This window comes from Marseilla massiliensis, from assembly GCF_016899955.1.
Taxonomy (GTDB): Bacteria; Bacteroidota; Bacteroidia; order Bacteroidales; family Bacteroidaceae; genus Prevotella; species Prevotella intestinigallinarum.
Window position 1 is genome coordinate 39650 of the sequence record NZ_JACJJL010000012.1, and the last position, 20627, is coordinate 60276.

The following is a 20627-nucleotide window of genomic DNA, read 5'->3' on the forward strand; positions in this document are numbered from 1 at the left end:
TTATGCCTGGCCCTCGGCCGTCCCTGTCGGTTTTGGGCTGTTGCCGGGGGCTTGGGGTTGCCACGGGCCATGGCTCTGCCTTCGGCTTGTTCATCCCTCCGCCTTCGGTTGGAGGGCGGCCACAATGCCATATTGTTGCGGCCTCGGCCCTCTGGCCTGAGGCATAGGACGGTGCCCGGTCTGCACTACAATGTTGTTGGGTGTTTGTGGCGCCATGGCCGGTGTGTATGACGGCATTGTTGCTGTGCCCCGCCGTAGTCGTGCGCTATATGTCGCGCTTGGGCATCAACATCTGCAAGCTGCCCAAGCACCCCCATGCTTTCCACCTTTGGTAATGCCCTGCCATGCAGCGCGTTGCAAAAACGTGCCGTATGGGCTTCCCGTATGGGCCGTCTTGCAGGCCGAAACGGGCCGTTTCGCGGGGCGCCGGGGCCTGTTTCGTGGAGTACGGTGCGTCGGCGTCAAAGCAAGGCGGCTGCGGCCGTGGCAGTGTGGGGGCAGCCCGGCATGGCCCGGTTGCCGGCATTGGCGAAACAAACATGAAAAATGGGTCTTTGTCGACAGAATTTGCCGGTTGGAAAGACAACTTGGCCATCTTTTATGTATATTTGCGCTGAATACTAAAATTATGCGATATGAAAAAGGTTATGTTAAAAATTACATCGCTTTGCGTTATGGCCCTTAGTTGTCTTTCGCTTCATGCGGAAAGCACGGCGGTGCCCGACATGTTGATAACTTTCGCCGACTCTCTCGTGGGCAAGACAGTGGAGATAGGCATTGGCGGCACATCGTCGTTCAAGATGGACTGGGGCGACGGCGTGATGAAAGATTACGACGGTGCCGACTATTTCTCAGGCACGCTTCAGTCGACCACACTCAAGGTCTACGGCGACGGCATCATGATTTTGCTTGCCGACAATTGCGATGTCACCGGGATTGTCATCAACAATGAGCCGTCAATGAGCAAGATTCTTGCCAACAACAACCATCTGTCGACCATCGACGTTTCCATGTGCCCCTTGCTCCGCGGCCTTTACCTTAGCGGCAATGAACTGACGCAAGTGACATTGGGCGATGAAAACAAAGCGGGGGCAGTGGTTGTCGACCTGAGCCGCAACCGGCTCTCGGGCGCGCTCGATGTGAGCAAGTGGACAAACATATCCCAGATTGACGTCTCATGCAATGAGCTTACCCGGCTGGACCTTCCCACCGACAACGACGTGCTTTATAAGGTGATATGCGACTCCAACCGTATTTCGGAGTTAGACCTGCACGGATGCACAAAACTCGACTACGTGAGTGCCAACGCCAACGAGTTGACAGCGATAAACCTTGAAGGCGACAACAGTGTTACCGAGATATTTGTGGGAGACAACAGGCTGGCCACGCTCGACGTGTCGGCATGCCAGTCGCTGAAGACGTTGACGGCCAACGGAAACTATCTGACAGCCATCGACCTTGCCGCCAACCTGTATCTTGAGGGTGTGTATCTCTACGACAACCAACTGGCCGGGCTCGATTTGGACAACAACAAGAAGGTTAGGTGGTTGAACGTTGAGAACAACCGGCTCAGGGCCTTGGACACCGGCAGTCTGCGCGACCTCTCCCTACTGCTTGCAAGCAACAATGAACTCGAGTCTGTCGACCTGTCGGCCAACACCCGTCTGCAGCAGGTGAAGTTGGGCAGCAACCGCATTACCGAATTCCCGCCCTTTGGGGCCGAATACCTCAGTTGGCTTAAGCTCGACAACAACAGGCTCACATCAATCTCTCTCGAGGGATATCCATATCTGTATTGGCTGGAGCTGGGCAACAACAGCCTTTCTGCCATTGACGTCACAAAGAACACCAACCTGCAGTGGCTGGCTGTAGAAGACAACAGGCTTGGCAGTCTTGACATAACCCGAAATGCGGGCCTGCAAGGACTGTCGGTGCAGGGCAACCTTTTGGACAAGCAGCAGATAGACGGGGTCATATCTGCCCTTCCCGATGTCAGCGGTGTGGAAATAAACTACAAAAACAAGGCGTTTGCCCGTAAGCTGAACATCAGTAACATGCCCGGCACGTCGTCGGCCGACGTAGCCTCTGCCCTGGCCAAGGGCTGGGAGGTCACCGCCGATGTGGCCGACGGCATACGCCCGGCCGGAGTCCGGCCGGAGGTTTCTGCCGACGCCTACGACCTGCGCGGCATGAAGGTTGGCGACGACTACAAGGGAGTTGTGGTCAGCAACGGCAAGAAAGTGGTAAGGTAATCGGGCTGCATGCCTTTGGCGTCGGTGCGTCGGTGCATGGTGCCAGCGCCATTATCCTCCGGCAGGGCATTACGTGCCGGGCTGTTCCACGCTTTGGATTATGGGCGCCCCCCGTATCATCGAACAGATGAGACGGGGGGCGCTGCCGTTCAGTGCCATTCCTGCAGCCGTGGCCCGATGCAATTCCGCAGGCACCTCGAGGGTCTGTTGCGCAGGTGGGCGCTTTCGGGGTGTTGCCCGGCCTGTGGCTTGCTGGCTGTGGCCGTGGCGTGGCGGGTAGCGCCGGGGCCGGTTTGCTGCCCCGGTGGCGGCGGTTGTGCCTAATCGTCGTTGCTGCATGATGAAAGCGAAAAGCCTCGCCTCATGCGGCATGTAGGCCGTTGCAGGTTTATAGGTAGCTGTTCAAAATTGACCGATACAATTGACCTTGCAGGTGTCATCTATGTCTTTGCCACCATCTTGTGTGCTCTTTCGGGCCTCATGCCAAAGTCTCATCGGTGGCGAAGCCCGCCGCGCTCTCTCTTCAGACTTTGGCATGCATCTACGAAATAGCGCACAATTTGATGGCAATTAATTTTGACCACCTACTTATGGCATTTGTCTTATTATTGTTAAAAACATAAAAAAGGCTCTGTTCGACGATAAAAACACCTATATAATATATGTGTCAATCATTATTTTGTATATATTTGCAATGTTCATTTAAAATTATACTAATTATGAAAAGAATGTTTAAATCAGTGTTGCTTGGTGCCTTGGCATCCGCATGCCTTTCGGTTCATGCACAAGAAAGGGATAAGCCCGATATGTTGCTCGTGTTTCCAGAAACCCTTGTAGGCGATAATGTTGAAATAGGCATAGCCTCCACCTCGACATTCCAGTTGGATTGGGGAGATGGCGTCAGGAGAGATTATGACTACGGTGGCTATTTGTCGAACACGCTAATGGACGACACACTGAGGGTGTATGGCAGCAACATCAGGATGCTGCATGCCGACAAACGCAGCCTCACCAGTGTTGTCATCAACAACGAGCCCGACATGGACGTGATAAAAGTTCCCAACAACAACCTGGCAGACCTTGACGTTTCCATGTGTCCGTCGCTTAGCATACTCGACGTGGCCAACAACGGGCTGAGGTCGCTTGTGTTGGGCAGCAAGATGTTGCTCGAAGTGCTTTCCGTGGGCAGCAACAAACTGTCTGCAATCGATGTGTCCGGCTGTGGTTCGCTTGACATGCTGATTGCTTTTGACAACGAACTGACTTCGGTTGGCCTCGGCAATAACTCGAAGCTTACGGGCATTTATGTCGAGAAAAACAAAATCGGCGGGCTCGACTTGTCTGGATGTGAGGCGCTTAAGGTGCTGAGCGCCGAAGACAACGAGTTGTCGTCGATAGACTTGAGCGGTAACCCTGCGCTCGAGACGCTTCTCGTCGAGCACAACCGTCTGAGTTCGCTCGACGTGTCGGCCAGCGCGGGCCTGAAGGAGCTGAACGCCGCCAACAACGAGCTGTCGTCTATAAGCCTTGGCACCAAATTGGCACTTGAGTCACTTCGACTGAACGGCAACAAGTTGCAAGCGCTCGACGTGTCGGATTGCGGAGCGCTTAAATCACTGTTTGCCTACGACAACGAACTGTCGTCGATGGTGCTTGGCATCAAGTCGGCGATGTCCACGCTCCATGTTGCCGGCAACAGGCTGCGTAGCGTAGACTTGTCCGGGTGTGGGGCGCTAACGACGTTGATAGCCGACAACAACGAGTTGACGCAGGTCGACTTGGGCGGCATTTCGGGGCTCGAGGTGCTGTATGTGCACAACAACAATCTCGGCGCGCTCGACGTGTCGGGCTGCAGGGCACTGAGAAAGCTTAATGCCGACAACAATGAGCTGCAGGCTTTGGACCTTAAAGGCAAGCCCTCGCTGGTGCTGCTTTCTGTCCGTGGCAACAAGCTGAGGTCGATAGACATGTCGGGTTGTGGCTCGCTGGAAGAGGTGCATGCCGACGGCAACGAGTTGGCCACGGTTGAAATGGGCATACAGCCGTTGCTCACGTGGCTCACTCTCGATGGCAACAAACTGGCTTCGCTCGACGTTTCATACTGTGGCTCGCTCGAAGAACTGCATGCCGCAGGCAATGAGTTGGAGTCGATAGACCTGTCTAACAACAATGCTCTCGTCATTCTGTCGCTCAACAACAACAAGCTGGCACAGTTTCCGCCCATCGGCGCAAGCGACCTGATGCAGTTGGGGCTTTCCGGCAACCGCCTTTCATCAATCGACCTTGCCGGCTATCCTTATCTTTACCAGCTGGAGTTGGCAAGCAATGAGCTATCGGTGCTCGACATATCCCAAAACTCCGAAATAGAGTGGCTGGCGGTTGAAAACAACAGGCTTGCCGACCTCGACATCACCGGCAACGCCGGGCTGACAGGACTGTCAATGCAAGGCAACCTTATGGGCAAAGAGCAGATAGACGCTGTGATACATTCGCTGCCCGACGTGACAGGCGTAACAATACACGAGTTCAACAAGGCCTATGCCCGAAAGCTCAACATCAGCGACATGCCCGGCACGTCGTCGGCAGATGTGGCCTCTGCCGTGGCCAAGGGCTGGGAGGTCACCGCCGATGTGGCCGACGGCATAAAAGCCACCGATGTGAAACGGGATGAGCCCGACGGCGTTTACAACCTCGGCGGCGTGAGGGTTGGCAACGGCTACAAGGGCATTGTAATCAGCCGTGGCAAGAAGGTGGTCTGGTAACCGTGGCGCAGGGCTCGCCCCTCCGTTGGTATATGGTCTTTAAAAAGCGGCATCCATCCCGGCTAAAGCAGGCGGGATGGATGTCTTTGTCTTGCGTATGATTTCTGCCACCTTGGCTTGGCGCCGGCTTGGCGCAGCGGCAGCCAGTACTGTTGGTGGCTGCCGAGTGCAGCTGCCGGACAGCCTTGCTATACCTTGTTTTTTATCAGCATCACCTCGATGATGGACACTGCCGTATTCTCGGGGATGGCCAGTGCTGACGCCAGCTGGTTGATGATGTCTTTCTCGCTGTCTTCGAGCACGCCGTCGGCCAGTGCTATGTCTACCGCACAGGCAAATGCCGTAAGCCTGAGTTCTTCTGAAAGCTCCTCGGCCGAAGCTTTCACCAGCGCTCCCGCCCCTTGCGACTTCAATATCCTGAACAGTTTGTCAAACAGCTTGTTGAAAGCTTGGTCTGAGAAGTTGTCGTATATGCGCAACCTCTGGATGTAGTTCACTATTCCGTCCCATTCGCTCGATGCTATGCTTCCGTCGGCCCCGGCTATGGCTACGGCTATACCGGCGAAGGCTTCTTGTTGCGTCAGCTTTGTCTGTTCAGGCGCAGCCTGGAAAAGTTTATCAAATAGTCCCATGATGATAAATGTTTAGGTGTTTGTAATAATGTTTATTCAAATATTCGGCTGCAAGTTAGTTATATTCTGTATAATCCCCCCCCCCATTGATAAAAAACGTTAACTTACGGATATTGCGGTGATACAGAATAAGGGCTTGGATGGTATTGAACAATGCGTTCATCGGTTTTTTCCGTCAATGGCTTGCGTGTCACTTTCGGTGGCATTGCGTAGGTTTGCTGTAGATATACGTGTAGTTGTGCTGCCTTTGCCTTTGTTGCAATGGCAGCAGCCTTAGGCATTTATATGCCAAAAGCGGTTTGGTTTTGTTGTCGGGTTGGTTGACCTGCCGCCTTGTCTCTGTGTAACGGGTAGCTCAGAGACAAGGCGGCAGGCATGAAGAGCGTAAAAAAGGGTGGGCCGTTTGCCAGTCATCACACGGGCGCTTAAGCCATGCACGGCGGTCTTGCTTTTTTTGTGGCCCGGCCGCCATGTGGTGTTGGCGCAGCCATGGCCGCCATCCTGTTGGCTTGGCGGCAAGCAGCCATCGTTCAATGAGCTGTTTCTTATTCAATCCTGAATGTATACACCTTGGCCGACTTGGTGTTTGTCATCATGTTTGTTATGGCCAGGCAATATTCGCCGGGCTCAAGGCCGGCCGTGCTGATGATGACAGACTCGCTGCCGTATCTCTTGTATTTCAGCACCACGGCGTCGTCTTCGTTTGCAGATGCTCCGGTAAACGTGCCGGCCTCTCCTGTCTTCCATCTTCTCTTTGTGCCCATGTTGCTAAGCTTGATGATGCTCAGCGTCTGTTGCGGCGACGTGCCCCCGGTGTTGATTATTATGTTGCTTTTCTTTTTGTCTATCGTTAGTGGCGAGCTTTCGCCTTTGATGTAGTAGTACGACTTTACCTTGCCGATGCCGGTAAGATACAATGACGCAGCGGCCTTGGCCTTGCTGTAGGCGCTTTCGCAGGGTAGGGGCGACGCCAGTGTCGAATCTGCCAGGTTGAACACATACGGTTCCAACTCAAATTCCGGTTCAGTCTGTGCATGTGCAAAGGCAAATGCCATGCTCAGCAGCAGTGTGCAAATGTAGGTTTTCATACGAAGAAGTTTTTAGTTATTGTTGTTATGCATTGCCCCCCGGCCGGTAGTCAGGCCGACAAGGGTTGTTGTTTGCGTTTATATCTTCTATTCCGGATTTCCCCATACCCGTCAGTGCCTTTTGGGGGTGCATCTGATGCAGCCGAACCTGTTGCCCCTTAGGCCGCGACACAGGCCAATCTGCACGGCAATTCAATGGGTTTGTATAGGGTGCCGCCTGCCTGTTGGGCTTGAATGTTGGCATTGGTCATTATCGTTGTGGCTTCAGCACCATGGTATTAAGCGCCATGGGCTTGCCCCTTGCAGTGTGTGCTGATGTCTGTCTGTATGTCATTCACAAAAGTAATTCATTAAAACAGCACGGTTTGTTCATGAGGTACAAAAATTGTTAAACGCAAGAATCTGCCGTGAAACCGAATAATTAGTTTCCCTGTTTGATGTCCGTTGAATGGCTTTAGTTGCCGTTGCAAGTGTTGTGTGGGCTTATTCTGTGCCTTGACAGGGTGCTGCCATCGAGCGGCCTTGAGTTGAAAAGACGGCATGCCGACCCCTTCATTCCGTGTCAAAAGGTTGGTATGGCTGGGGCGGCAAATGGCCGCGGCGGCAATAGGTGGGCGGTGTCTGCCACGTGTGGTGTCGGTGCCAGGGCAAGCATACGGCGAAACGATGAGCCGATATTGATAAAATAACCGACAGACGGCTACACTGAGGCCCCCACGGAGTTGCAGCTTTCGTCAAAAATACGTATCTTTGCCATTGCTGCCGGGCGTGCAGTTTGCCTTGTGTCGGGTGTGCGTCGATGGCAGAAATGGCCATTGCCACAGCCCTCGGGCAGGACTGCATGCTTTCAGCGATGCAGGTATGGCTGTATGTGGCGCCTGCCAATAGGTGTTTGCCTTATGACGTTACGAGTTCTGTTTGCATTTCTCTTCGCCCTGACATCAGCCGGGGTAGCGTGGGCCGGCGGTGCCGACTCGCTCAAGTTGGCCGTGTGCCAGGCCAATTTCGACCGCTTTGCCGCTGCCTATCCGCAGGAGCGCGTATATCTCCACTTCGACAACACGTCATATTACAAGGGCGAGCGCATCTGGTACAAGGCATACGTGGTTGGCGGGAGCGACTTCCGTGCCGCGCCTCTCAGCCGCATCCTTTACGTCGAGTTGCTCAACCCGATGGGCTATCCCGTGGAGACCCAGAAACTGCCACTGCGAGGCGGTCAGGCCGACGGGTCGTTTGAGCTGTCGGATACCATCAATGCTGGGTTCTATGAGGTAAGGGCATATACGGCATGGATGCTCAACTTCACCCCGGCGACAGCCATGGGTGGAGCCGTCTGCGCAGCCGCGATTCGCGCATACACTACGGTGAGCGTTTCCAACGCTATCTCAACGGCAATGCCGGTGTGTTCAGTCGGGTGTTCCCCATATACGAGCCGGTAGACAGTTGCCGCTATTCGGTGAGGCGGATGTTGCGCCAGCCGAAGGCCACGTCGGCGCTTGCACGTACGGCGGGCGACGGGTTGCACGTTGATTTCTATCCCGAGGGTGGCAATTTCGTAAGCGGTGTGCCCACGCGGATAGCCTTTCAGGCCCGTACCGAAGCTGGGCGCACGCTCAATGTGGCCGGGGCGCTGATGCGTGGGGGCGACTCCATCGGGTGCTTCAAGACCGACTATGCCGGGCGGGGCATGTTTTCGGCAACGGCAGATGCCGACAGTGCCGACCTGCTTGTCAGCGGCTTTGAGCTGAAACTGGCCTATGGCGGGCGCGATTATCGTTTCCCGCTGCCCAAGGCCCGCCGCCGCGGCTATTCGCTCGCTGTGTTCCCGTCGGCAAAGGGGTTGCGCATCAGCGTTGTCCGCAACGCCCGCACAGAGGGCATGGTGCTTGGGCTCAGCGTGACATGCCGCGGACAGACGGGCTATGCCGGTGTGGTAGACCTGCGTTCGTCGCTTGGTAAGGTGCTGTCTGTAGACACCGCCCTGCTCCGTACGGGCGTCAACGTGGTCACACTCTATACTTCCGCGGGACGTGTGGTGGCCCAGCGCATGGCCTTTGTCAACAAGCATGACATGGCCGGATGCCGACTACGCGTGGCCTTGCGGGGCGATTCGGCCGGCGTTTTGCCCTACGCTCCCGTGACGCTCGATTGCACTGTCGCGCCGGTGGGTGGCCGTGGGCTGCCCGACTCGCTCACTTTCTCGCTCGCTGTGACCGATGCCGACAGCCGTGAGGCCACCTACGCCACTGGCAACGTGCTTACATACCTGTTGCTGTCGTCAGAGATAAAGGGCTTTGTGCCCCATCCGGCATATTATTTCGAGGCCGACGATGCCGAACACCGCTCGGCCCTCGACCTGCTGATGATGGTGCAGGGGTGGACGCGCTACGACTTCGAGCTCATGATGTCGGGCGACAGCCTTTGCCCAATGCCCATGGCCGAGCGCTCGCTCGTGTTCCGCGGGCGGGTGCTCGACGACGGCGGGTGGCGCGACCGCACGCTGTGGAAGCCGGTGGGCGGCAAGAAACTGTGGGTGTTTTCGGAGATGGTGCTCTCGCCCGACAGCATTTTCGGCGGTGAGTGCCGTGTGGGCAGCGACGGCTTGTTTACCCTGTCGTTCCCTCCTTTCTTCGGCAGTGGCCGACTGTCGTTGGCTCTCAACCGAGACAGCGCAGGTGGAGACAAGGGCGACATAGCCGGTCATAATTACCCAAAGCGGCGCAACAGGCGTCCGGGCCACCTGTTGGGCAGGCATGTAGAGCCGCTTAATCAATGGTCGCCGCTGCCCAAGGACTACGGCTATTACGAGACGGCGGCGCTGGCCGACCCGTGGGACGAGAACATATTCGGCCGGGCGTTCATGGCCACAACCGGCCGTCCTGGCAAGTATGTGGCTTACGACAGCCTGAGCGGGAGCTATGTCATGGCTGGCATCGACAAGGTGAGAAGGCGCCGGTGGACAAACTTCCTTGATGCGCGCCCGGTGTGCGTGGCCGACATCGACGACCTTATGGCGTGGCTGTCGGGCATCTTCGGCGACATACAGCCATTTCGCTGGAATCAGTACCGGGGCCTCGGCGGGCTCGAGTGCAGGTCGGTCAACAGCAACAGCTTCAGCGCGCCTTTCTATAGCGGCCTCTACGAGCTGCTCTACATCTTCGGCCTTGACGGCACTCACAGGGCTTTTGTCAACGGACTCTCTCCCGACAGGGGCTACAGGGCGGTCGTTGGCTCTGCCGGCAACCTGCCCGAGGGATACCGGTTCTTTCCTCATGACGAGAATTTCAGGCTGCTGCGCATCTATGCCGACAACGACAACAGGCGCCTGGCCTACAGCCCCGGCCGGTTCGGAGAGCGCGTGTCGGCCTACAGGCGCATACGTTTGCCGGAGCATGGCTCATCAATGCCCAAAGAGAACGACCACCCGGTAACCTCCATTTTCGACTTCATCACCGATGGGCGTTATGCCGACGGCAGTTCGCTGCCCGAGTTCATGGGTTACCGCATCAACTTCGCGGGGTTCAACCGCCCCGTAGAGTTCTACTGCCCGGACTACAGCCATGCGCCGCTGCCGGAGCATACCGACTGTCGCCGCACTGTATACTGGAACCCGAATGTGGTTGTGGGCCGCGACAGACGGGCCACGCTTCACTTCCACAACAATGGCTTCAGCAGGCGCCTTGCGGTGTCTGCCGAGGGCATCACGCCAGCGGGGACCATGGTTGTCGGTGAATGACGGGGCTGTGCATTGCCGGCTGCCGTGCCCCCGAGCAAGGGCCTGTGTGATGTCGGGGGGCAAGGGCCAGCCAGGCATGGCTGGTCGTGCCCGGCGTAGGATGGTGTAAAAAAACACCCGCGGGCCTTTGGCTTTATGGATAAAAATCGCTACCTTTGCAATGCATACGCAAGGTGGGCTTGCTTTATGGAGGCTTTTTCCATATGCCAGCCGCATGGCCTTGCTTTATGCGACAGACTGACACACTTAACTTTAAACAATAACAGAACAACAATGAACGAAAACGAAAACAAGCAGCAAGGGCAGTTGCAGATTGAACTGCCGCAAGACAAGGCACAGGGCGAATATGCCAACTTTGCCATAATTACCCACTCAAGCAGCGACTTCGTGCTCGACTTTGCGCGCATCCTTCCCGGTGTGCCCAAGGCACAGGTGAAGAGCCGCGTCATCCTGGCCCCCGAGCACGCCAAGCGTCTGCTCATGGCCCTGCAGGAGAACATCGTTCGCTACGAGCGCGAGTTCGGACAGATAAAGATACCTTCACAGCAGGAGGCCGGCCCCCGCACCATTGCACCCTTCAACGTGGGCAAGGGAGAAGCGTGAAGAATTAAGGGTTAAGAATTGAAAAATTGAGAATTAACAGCGAAAGAGAGACGAATTAAGAATTAAAAAATAAGAGTTAAGAGTTTAAAGAGATATCTTAACGAATGCTGCAATGCAGACCACAAAACTATTTCTATTAACTCTTGACTCTTATTTTTTAATTCTTACCCCTTAATTTTTAAGGGCCACCCGATAAACCCTGGATTTATCTGGTGAGCCGTTTTTGACTCTTAATTATTACCTCTTGATTATTTCGTACTTCCTGTTTCCCAGTCCAATCTTCTCGGCATGCGCCAGGCACGTCTTGTATTCAGTGTTGGGGTTGGCGTTGTCGAAGTGGTCGTGATGGTCGTGGAAGTGTGGTGACGCCATGGCTTCGGTCAGTTGAGTGTTTGGCAGTGGCGTCTGCCTGAGGCAAGCGTCGGCGCAGGCCTGGTCGAGGGCCAGGGGGTCGAATGATGCAAACATGCCAACGTCGGGCAGTATGGGCGCGTCGTTGCCGGCATGGCAGTCGCACGTTGGCGATACGTCGCACACAATGGATATGTGGAAGTTTGGCCTTCCGTCCACCACCGCCTTGGTGTATTCAGCCATACGGCAGTTGAGCTCCTTCACGGCAGCGTCGTTAGAAAACGATATAGCGTCGAAGTTGCATGCCCCCACGCACCTTCCGCAGCCCACGCAGTTGTCTGTCACCACGCTCATCTTGCGCGTCTGCCCGTCAAAGTGCAGTCCGTCGTTGGCGCATTCCGCCATGCATCGCTTGCATCCCCTGCATTTTCCGGGGTCAATCTGCGGCTTTCCGTTGCAGTGTTGCTCCTTCTTTCCTGCCCGCGAGCCGCATCCCATGCCAATGTTCTTGATGGTTCCGCCGAAACCCGTCATCTCGTGGCCCTTGAAGTGGGTCAGCGATATGAACACGTCGGCATCCATCACCGCGCGCCCAATCTTGGCCGCCTTGACATATTCGCCGCCATTGACAGTCACGTCCACGTCGTCGGTGCCTTTCAGCCCGTCGCCAATTATCACCGGACAGCCCACGGTGAGCGGTGTAAATCCGTTCTCCCACGCACAGTACAGGTGCTCGATGGCATTCTTGCGGCTGCCGGGATAAAGCGTGTTGCAGTCGGTGAGAAACGGTTTCCCGCCCAGGCCCTTCACCACGTCGACCACCGCCCGGGCGTAGTTCGGCCTGAGGAAGCTCATGTTGCCCAGCTCGCCGAAGTGCATCTTTATTGCCACAAACTTGCCGTCCATGTCGATGTTGCCAATGCCGGCGGCCTTGATTAGCCTTTTCAGCTTGTCGGCCGGCCCCTCGTCGGGGCGGCAGCGGAAGTCGGTGAAGAACACCTTTGATGTGTCTTTCGTCACAGTTTCGTTCATAGTGTTTGCTCCTTGTCGTTTTCGTTCATAAAGTATTTTGTTCTGAGATAATGCAAGCGGGCCCACTGCGGGCTTGCCCGCCAGTTGCCCGGGTGCCGCCAATCTTATTCAAAGACAATGCAAAGTTAACCTTTTTCTGTGGTTATCTGTGTAGACGCATTACTTTTTCTTGCCCCGTCCCGTCGGTATTTTGCCTGCGGCCCTGCGCCCGCCCGTTCATTCCCCGGCCATGGGCTTAGCTTGCGACCTGCTTTCCGCGTGGCCGTCGGGGGCGTTGCCACCGTGCCCTCCGGCCACCTCGGCGGCTTCCTCACGGCGCAGCCGCCTCCAGCTCGGCATCTTTTTCAGCTCACGGCGCATGGGCGCGTCGTATAGCATGAAGAGCAACAGCAGCGCCAGGCAAGCGTAGGTGCACCAGCCGTAAATCTGTTTTAGGCCCACCTCTATCGTGCGTGGCACAAACTCCGCCATCATCCGGGCCACGGCCCCAGTGCCTCCGGGCATCGCCACACGGTCTATCGCCGCCCCGTAGCGGGCCGTGTTGTCGGCCGTTAGATACTGCAGGGCCTCGGTGTAAATGGCCGACCCCGTCACGCCGCCAACAACCATGTGCAGCATGTTGAACACGCTCAGAGCCTGGAAGAAGTGGCGGAACGTCATGATCTCCTCCAGGCAAACCATGAACGTGGCACTGAGCACGGCGTAGGCAAATCCGCGGCAGGCCACGGGCAGGTAGAGCTGTGATATGTGGATGTCGGCAGACAGGGTGAAATAGAACCCCGCCAGGTAGCAGGCCAGCACGGCTATGCCCACCGCCAGCAGCCTGAGGTAGCCCAGCCGCCATACGTGCATCCACCGGAAGGCGAAGAGGCAGCCCGCCACTATGCCGCCCAGCGCAGGCCAGTCGAGCCTCATGCTCACCGTGGCGCCGTAGTGCATGACGCCCTCATAGAACACTTCCTCGAGCGAGCTCTCTGCCGCCAGGAGCATCTCTACCACTGTGATGAGCAGCAGTATGGCCGCCAAGTGCCTGTAAGTCCACATCTGCGGTTCTATGTACGGGTGGCGAATGTGGAGCATACGGCCCACGCATGCCGCCAGGGTCACAGCCGCCGCGGCCGCCACCGCCATCATCACATGGCTGGCCCACCAGTCGTGGTAGTCGCCGTAGGCCAGCATGTAAGCCACTTCGAGCAGCAACAGGGCCCAGAGCAGAGCCCCCAGCCAGTCGATGCCTACCAGCGGAAACTTCTTCACTATGCGGACGTGGCGGGTGCACAGCGTTATTATGAGCAGGTCGGCCATCATCAGTCCTGCCACCAGCCAGTGCATCGCCGTCCAGTGGTAGTGGTGCATCAGCGTGGTTGCGGCTATGTCGGCCACCTGCATGCTTCCCAGTATCACGATATGCAGCATGGGGAAAAACACAGTGAAGTCGCGGTTGGGCGTCATCCACAGCTGTATGGTCGACATGCACTCAAACGTTCCCTGTATCTTGCACACGCCCTCGACGAAGCACACTGCCCACAGCAGCGGCAGAAACGATATGTGCGGTGCGGCCAGGTTGCAGGCCATTACGCCCGTGGCGGCCGCTGCGAGCAGCGTCTTGTTGGTAAACCTGAACTTCATCCTGAACAGAATAGGGAAGTAGACGGCCATTCCCGCCAGGTTGGCGTAGAGGCACATGAGCAAGTCTTCGCGCATCATGGTCGTCTCGCCCATCATCTCGGCCATGGTGCCGAGGTACAGTCCGCCCGACAGCTGGAACGTCACGGCCACGAATACGTAAAGCCACGGTTGCAGCCTGCGCGGCACAGCGCGGCGCATCATGGGCATGGCGAACGGCCCGTTGGTTACCGGTGCTCCCATGTCAGTGCTTCACTTTACATTCCACGTTGAGGCCGGCGCGCAACCTCTTCAGCTTGTCGGCGTCGTTGCCCGCAAGGGTTATCCTTACCGGCACGCGCTGCTCCACCTTTACAAAGTTGCCCGTGGCGTTGTCTTGCGGTATGAGCGAGTAGGCGGCGCCGGTGGCTCCGGATATGGCCTCCACCTTTCCTGTGTATGTCACGCCCGGCACGGCGTCGGCCGTCAGCACCGCCTCGTCGCCCACGCTGATGTTGTTGAGTTGCGTCTCGCGGTAGTTGGCCGTCACCCACAGGTCGGCATCGTCCACAATCTCAACCATCGTCTGTCCCGGTTGCACCAGCTGGCCCTCGTGTATGCCCTTGCGTCCGGTCGTTCCGTCGCAGCTGGCCACTATCACCGTGTACGAAAGGTTGAGCCGTGCCAGGTCGACGGCAGCCTCGGCCACCCTCACCGCCGCCTCGTTCTGTTCCAGCCTGTGGCCCTGTTCGTCTTTGGCCAGGGCCGTAGAGTGCCTGGCCCTCGTCAGCCCCTCGTAGCGGGCCTTGGCCGACTCGTATGCCGTCTTCACATTGTCATGTTGCTGCTGCGTCACAGCGTCGTGTGCCAGCAGCAGCCTGTACCGCTTCCATTCGCGCTCGGCGTTGTCCATCTGCACCTTGGCCTCGTCTATTCCGGCGTCGCTCACCCACAGGTTGTTCCGTGTTGTGGCAATGCCCGTTGTCGTGGCCCTTCTGCCCGAGGTGGCGTTGGCCAGGTCGGCCTCGGCCTGCGCCAGCCGTAGGCGGAACTCAGCGTCTTCTATTATCACCAGCGTGTCGCCCTTGTGCACAGTTTGGTACTCCTCGAAGCAAACCTTCTTGACAAAGCCCTGCACCCTCGAGTTCACCGGTGTGATGTGTCGTCCCACCTGTGCGTTGTCGGTGTATTCCACTCCCGGGTGCACAAACCGGGAGCAGACATACGCCAGTCCTGCCACAATGAGTGCTATCACCACAGTGTTGTATATTCTCTTTTTAGTATTTCTTGAAATCATAGTCATGCAATTTGTATTGTTGTTTAATGTTTGTTATTGCTCAGTATATGCTTCCCGCCTCTACAGTCTTCCCAAGGCATCCGGCCAAGGCAGTTGTCTGCCAGCTCCTCCAGCTCCTTTACCTCCCTGTCATTCAGCCGTGGCAAATGTCCTCTAACTCCCCATTGCCTTCTCATAACTCACTCTACCTCCCGGGCATCCAGCCGTGGCAATTGTCCTCTAACTCCTTCTGCCTTCTCATAACTCCCTCTACCTCCCAATCCATCCCTCCCTCGGCTCACAGCGTATGCGTAAGATACCTCATGCGGTAATAGTTGAAAATCACGTTGATGCGGGCGTCAGCCAGTGCCAGGTCGGCGCCCAGCTTAGCGTTGGCCGCATCGAGCAAGTCGGTGAGCAAGGCCAGGCCGTTGCGGTATCTGTTGTTAGTCACATGGTAGTTTTCGTCGGCCAGTTGCACATTCTTCTCATGGGTGTCCACCTCCTTGAATGCCGTCATGAAGTTGGTGTATCCCGCCTGCACGGCGTTTTCCACCCGTTCGCGGGCCAGGCTGTGCATTTCGGCCGCCTGCCTCACCTTGAGCCGGGCCTGCTTCAGCCTGCCCGTGTTTTTGAACAGCGACGAAATGTCATAGCTGACGCTCAGCCCCACAAACCAGTAGTTGAAGTTGTTGTCGAGCGCGGGCACCTCGATTGTTATGGGCCCGTCCAGATGGTCGGCAGCCACCATGGCCACCTTTGGCAGCCGCCCGGCCCTCTCGAGCCGGGCTTTCTGACTGTTGGCCTCTATGTCGTTGGCGGCCTGTTTGATGTCAATGTTGCCCATGTCGGCCATGGCCTGCCAGTAGGCTTCGCCCTCTGCCGCCACTTCAGCCCCTGCCATGGCCGTGTCCGGCACAATCAGCGTGCTCACGGGCAGGTGCAGCGTGGTGGTCAGCTTGTGGTTTGCTATGGTTGCGGCGTCGGTCACCTTGGTCAGTTGCAGCCTTAGGCACTCCACCTGCAGTTCGTAGCGCGTGATGTCGTTTTTCAGGGCCGTGCCCTGCTCGCGCCTCGCCCTCATGTCGGCAATCACCCGTTGGGCCAGTTCAATGTTGTTTTCCAGCACCCGGGCCTGGTTGTTCAGCTTGTACAGGTCGAGGTAGCATCCCAGCAGTTCGAAGCGCGTGTCCTGCCGGTTCTTCTCCCGGTCCAGTTCGGCCTGTCTCCGGCCCAGCTCTGCCAGGCGTATGCTGCCGTCGATGGCCCCTCCGGCATATATGGTCTGGCGGGCCTCTATGGCGAAGTTGTTGCCGAAGTGAGGCATGCCAATGGTCAGCGCGTTGCCGAAGTCTCTGTCCCACAGCCTGCCGTTGCCCAGGTAGCTGGCCGATGCCGATGCGCTGATGTAGGGCAGGCGGTTTGCCTTGGCCGCTTTGAGGGCCTCGCCGGCCGCTTCCGTTCCGGTGGTATAGGCCCTGATGCTTTGGCTGTTGGCATCGGCCAGGCTCAACAGTTCGTCGATGCCCATTGTGCGCGGCTGGGCATGAAGGTCATGGCTGCACAGTGCTGCAGAGCATAGCAGCACTATGAGCCCTTTTGTTTTGCTCATAAATAAAGATGTTTTGTTAAGTAGCTGTTAAAAATTAACCGAGATAATTGACCTAGCAGGTGTCTTCCATGTCTTTGCCACCATCTTGTGTGCTCTTTCGGGCCGCATACCCAAGCCTCATCGGTCGCGTAGCCCGCTACGCTCTCTCTTCAGACTTTGGCATGCATCTCCGAAATAGCGCACAATTTGATGGCAATTAATTTTGAACACCTACTTAATGTTTACGGTGTGGATATGGTTTGGAAAGACCGTGCGGCGTCGCTAAATCAGAGCGGCGACGCCCCAGAAGTGGAAACTGTGAATCTTGTTTCTGTAAATGATTTTATAAGCACTCATTTGCCGGTCATTCCATTTTTCAGGCTGCAAAAATAATAAAAATAAGGATAGTACGTAACTTCCGGATTTCTTGTTTTCACGTAATTTAACCCTTGTTGCGCGCCATCACAATGATGTGTCGCCCGTTTGCCTTGCCGTCTTGGCCCCGGGTGGCATCAGGTTGCCAAGTCGCTGTCTGCCAGGGCTTTTCTGCCTGCCTCGCAATATGGCCCGTTTCACGTCGTAAAACGGCCCGTATTGCATGGCGTTCAGGGCCGTTTGGCAAGCCGGTTCGGCCTTTGTCGTTGCCTGCCTTGTCGGGGCGCCGGGCATTGGTGTGCCACTGTCGGTGGCTGTGGCAGTTTGCGGCCTTGCCTCTTTTGGCGTGCGGCGTGCCATGCCGGTGTGGCCACCCGTCACCGCATTGCCGGCTTTCGGTTGGCAGCAAGCCATGGCCGGGGTGGGTGGGGCTTACGCTGCCGCAGCCGTTTTCGCTTTCTTCTTCAGCCTGTTCTGGGCCTGCCTGAATGCGCTTTCGCTCAGCCCCATTATTTTGCAGATGTCTTCCTTCTCTTTGTTTAGGTAAATGAATATAAGCATTAGCTTGTTTTGCTTTGTCAGGTTGGTATAGTCGTTCTCCATCTTGTCGTTAAGCCCCGGTATTGCGCAGCAGCAGTAGCCTATGAAGCGAGCCGTCTTGTCGTTGCTCCATTTGGCTATGCAGTTGTTGTTTATTATGACGTAGTCTGTCATTTCGTACATTTCTGCCAGGCATTGCCGGGCTTCGGGGGCTATGCCTTCGGCCCGGTTGGGGGCTTGCGCCATTGTTTCCTGCGGGCGTTCCTCCGGCTGCCCGGCCTTTGGGCCATCTTCGGCGTTGCCCTTGTTACTCTCGGCGGCCGCGTTCAATGTGTTGTACAATATATTTTTGAATTCGCTGTAATTGTCGATTATGGCCTGCAGTTCATGTTTGGCCTTCCTTATCTTTCTCTTAAACAAGGCATTTTGGGTGTACTGTTTCATTATTGATATGGCAATCAATGCAATGGCCACAATGGCTATGCAGATTATGCCATGCTTCAGCTTGGCAATTTGTTGCCTGTCTTTTTGCGCAATGTCGAATGTGGCCTGTATCTCGATGATGCTGTCAGCCTGGTTTCTTCTCGTTATAGAGTTGTTCAGGCTCATCATGCTGTCGCCCAACGCGGCAGCATCTTTGTATCGGCCTTGGCCCTGTTTCTCTTTCCTTATTTCTGCCATCATCATCATCTTATAGTTTGGCGTGGCCGTCTTTATGGCTTGCTTTATCATCGTGTCGGCTGTGGCCATGTCGCCCTTATTCTTGTAAGTTTTTGAGAGTATGTAGTAGGTGTCGTGTTTCGGCCTAAGGTTTATCGACATGTCGCCATACTTCTTTGCCTTTTCGAAGTCGCCTTTCACATTATATATATTGGCCAGCCCGCTGTAAATGTTTGCCTTGCCAAAAGAGTCTGTGTGTTCGATGTAAGGTATGCATTTCTCAATGTACGCTATTGCATTGGCCGTGTCTTTCAGGTTGCCGTATATGTCTGATGCTTGCATGTAGATTCCTGGTATTAGAAAAGCTTTGTCATACTTGATTTTTTCAGCATATATTAGCGCTTGTTTTATATATTTCAGGGCATATCTGTTTTCTCCAAGTCTCTTGTTGAAGTAAGCAAGGCTTGCATATATCTTGGCTTTTAGGGCGTCATCGCCTGTCTCTTTGGCTATGCCTGCGGCCTCGAGCAGGTTTCTTAAGGCATTTTTTGTTTCGTTTCTGTCATATTGTGTGCGTCCTTTGAAATACAATGATCGAGCCAATTTTTGCTTGTCGCCATTCTGCCTGTAGTGCTTTATGCTTATGTCTATCATCGAGTCATTGGGCAACACTTCGCCATTTCGGAAGCAGAGGTTTGTTTTCTGCAGGTTGTAATGGGCAATGTCTTCTTCTGATTTCAGGTCGCTTGGGGCTATTCGGCTCAATTCCGCACGGGCTGAGTCGTAGAGCTTTCTCTCCAAGAGAGAGTCTATTTGTGCCAGGCGCGCCTCGGATGTTCCTTGCGTGCATCCTGCCATTATGGCCAATATGGATATGAATGTGGTTAGTAATATTGTTCTGCCGAATCTCATTGTTTTATGTATTTTATGTTTTAAGTTGTGCAAAGTTAACTTATTTTTGTGTAATAAGCGTCTTTTCATGCAATAAAAATAGGGTAGCATCTTGATTTTCCCGTAGTCGCTTACAGGAGGAGTGCCGCATCTTGCGTTGCAGGGGCCACACATGGTTGCTGCCGACGATGCCGGCACGGTGACGAGGGCATGGTTCTAAGTGGTTTGCCTCGGGCTTTTGCGTAGCCATCTTTCAGTCACCGGCCTTGTTTTTTCAACCCAAATCGGCCATTAGATAACAAAGTGGTTTGATGCCGTTGCCAGGCAGATAGGCTGCCAACGTTGGCGAAAGCGTAGCGGGCTACGACGAGACAAAGCGGTTGGCAAGATGCCGACAAAAGCATTAAGGCACTTGGAAAGCCAAGATAGGATACTGTGACGTATCACTGGCGGCCTGATGGATGATGGGGGTTCAATCATCTTGCACGCTTTTCCGGGTTGTTTTCCAAATCCTCGTTGGTGGTGTGGCCCTTAGCACTCTCTATTCGCGCTTTGAAAAACGTGGCCGTTACTGCGCACAATCCGTTCGCAATCGATTTTCAAAGGCTGCTTATTGTTGATATTATTGATGGGTATGAAAAGTTTTTTTGTGACATTTTATCCTGTTTCTGGGCTTTTATGCCATGCGCCAATCTCTCAAAACCCCCGTAATTGCGGGATTTTTTGGCTGCAGGTGCACTTTTTTTATGTCACACCAAAATTTCTGCCTGTTGCAAAAGTCAGAAAAACGCCTTAACTTTGCATCGACAATTGAAACAAAAAAAACTATAAATTTATGATTACTAAAACAAGAATTTTGTCATTGGGCGTCGCGCTCTTGCCATGGCTGGCAATGCTTGCGTCCGCTGATCTTGAAGTGACCAAGTGGGGAGGTGATAACGATTATGATCGCGACCATGTAGGTGTAGTTCCTCCGGTTGACATAAAGACCGGTGAAGGTAAGTTTACGGTATTCTATAATGGCAGTGCTGATAAATCTCAGGTGGACATTATGGAGTCGGGCCGCGTGGTTTATTCAGATGTTGATAACGTGGCAGGCAAGGCAACCGTCACCTATATGATTCATAATGCTGCGCCCGGAGCTGATTACAGTGTGAGGGTTAAGGTGGGCGGACAGGTACGGGCCGTGGCAGAGCTGCCCGTTAACGAGTGATATGTCTTTACCATGAACAT

At 55.2% G+C, this 20627-nt stretch carries 14 protein-coding genes; 7 read left to right on the plus strand and 7 right to left on the minus strand.

Features of this window, described 5'->3' with window-relative positions:
- Positions 1–725: 725 nt before the first annotated feature.
- Positions 726–2252 carry a leucine-rich repeat domain-containing protein gene (locus H6B30_RS08385; protein ID WP_205109522.1) on the plus strand — a complete coding sequence of 509 codons (1527 nt, stop codon included), beginning with the start codon at positions 726–728 and terminating at the stop codon, positions 2250–2252.
- Positions 2253–2971: 719 nt separating this feature from the next.
- A complete protein-coding gene (locus tag H6B30_RS08390; protein ID WP_205109524.1) occupies positions 2972–5014 on the plus strand; it encodes a leucine-rich repeat domain-containing protein in 2043 nt (680 codons plus the stop codon).
- A 188-nt stretch (positions 5015–5202) separates the two neighbouring features.
- Here the strand turns inward: H6B30_RS08390 and H6B30_RS08395 are convergent, their stop codons facing one another.
- Positions 5203–5646 carry a tellurite resistance TerB family protein gene (locus H6B30_RS08395; RefSeq protein WP_205109526.1) on the minus strand — a complete coding sequence of 148 codons (444 nt, stop codon included), beginning with the start codon at positions 5644–5646 and terminating at the stop codon, positions 5203–5205.
- Between the two features lie 545 nt (positions 5647–6191).
- Complete coding sequence (locus H6B30_RS08400) at positions 6192–6734, minus strand: hypothetical protein (RefSeq protein WP_205109528.1); 543 nt, start codon at positions 6732–6734, stop codon at positions 6192–6194.
- An 899-nt stretch (positions 6735–7633) separates the two neighbouring features.
- Between H6B30_RS08400 and H6B30_RS16800 the strand changes: the two genes are divergently transcribed.
- The 3 genes from H6B30_RS16800 (at position 7634) to H6B30_RS08410 (ending at position 11073) form a co-directional block, all read left to right on the plus strand.
- Positions 7634–8173: a hypothetical protein gene (locus H6B30_RS16800; protein WP_439116963.1), complete on the plus strand. Its 540-nt coding sequence runs from the start codon at positions 7634–7636 to the stop codon at positions 8171–8173.
- Positions 8068–10470, plus strand: a complete 2403-nt coding sequence (locus H6B30_RS08405; protein ID WP_439116965.1) for a hypothetical protein — start codon at positions 8068–8070, stop codon at positions 10468–10470. Before H6B30_RS16800 ends, H6B30_RS08405 begins: the two co-directional genes overlap by 106 nt.
- Before the next feature lie 273 nt (positions 10471–10743).
- Positions 10744–11073 (plus strand): DUF3467 domain-containing protein, encoded by a 330-nt coding sequence (locus H6B30_RS08410; RefSeq protein WP_205109532.1) that lies wholly within the window; start codon positions 10744–10746, stop codon positions 11071–11073.
- A 237-nt stretch (positions 11074–11310) separates the two neighbouring features.
- On the opposite strand, the gene H6B30_RS08415 is transcribed toward H6B30_RS08410, so the two are convergent.
- The 4 genes from H6B30_RS08415 to H6B30_RS08430 form a co-directional block, all read right to left on the minus strand.
- Positions 11311–12456, minus strand: coding sequence for a DUF362 domain-containing protein (locus H6B30_RS08415; protein ID WP_205109534.1), 1146 nt, complete (start codon positions 12454–12456; stop codon positions 11311–11313).
- 216 nt (positions 12457–12672) lie between these two features.
- The gene (locus H6B30_RS08420) at positions 12673–14325 is read right to left on the minus strand and encodes an efflux MFS transporter permease (RefSeq protein WP_239483768.1); all 1653 of its coding nucleotides are present in this window, start codon (positions 14323–14325) and stop codon (positions 12673–12675) included.
- A gap of 1 nt (position 14326) precedes the next feature.
- Positions 14327–15358 (minus strand): HlyD family secretion protein, encoded by a 1032-nt coding sequence (locus tag H6B30_RS08425; protein WP_205109536.1) that lies wholly within the window; start codon positions 15356–15358, stop codon positions 14327–14329.
- A 277-nt stretch (positions 15359–15635) separates the two neighbouring features.
- Positions 15636–16949: a TolC family protein gene (locus H6B30_RS08430; protein WP_205109538.1), complete on the minus strand. Its 1314-nt coding sequence runs from the start codon at positions 16947–16949 to the stop codon at positions 15636–15638.
- Positions 16950–17135: 186 nt separating this feature from the next.
- Between H6B30_RS08430 and H6B30_RS08435 the strand changes: the two genes are divergently transcribed.
- Positions 17136–17321, plus strand: a complete 186-nt coding sequence (locus H6B30_RS08435; RefSeq protein WP_205109540.1) for a hypothetical protein — start codon at positions 17136–17138, stop codon at positions 17319–17321.
- A gap of 414 nt (positions 17322–17735) precedes the next feature.
- Here H6B30_RS08435 and H6B30_RS08440 read toward each other — a convergent pair whose 3' ends face one another.
- Positions 17736–19415, minus strand: a complete 1680-nt coding sequence (locus tag H6B30_RS08440) for a tetratricopeptide repeat protein (protein ID WP_205109542.1) — start codon at positions 19413–19415, stop codon at positions 17736–17738.
- Positions 19416–20229: 814 nt separating this feature from the next.
- Here H6B30_RS08440 and H6B30_RS08445 point away from each other — a divergent pair.
- Positions 20230–20607, plus strand: coding sequence for a hypothetical protein (locus H6B30_RS08445; protein WP_205109544.1), 378 nt, complete (start codon positions 20230–20232; stop codon positions 20605–20607).
- The last annotated feature ends 20 nt before the right edge of the window (positions 20608–20627 follow it).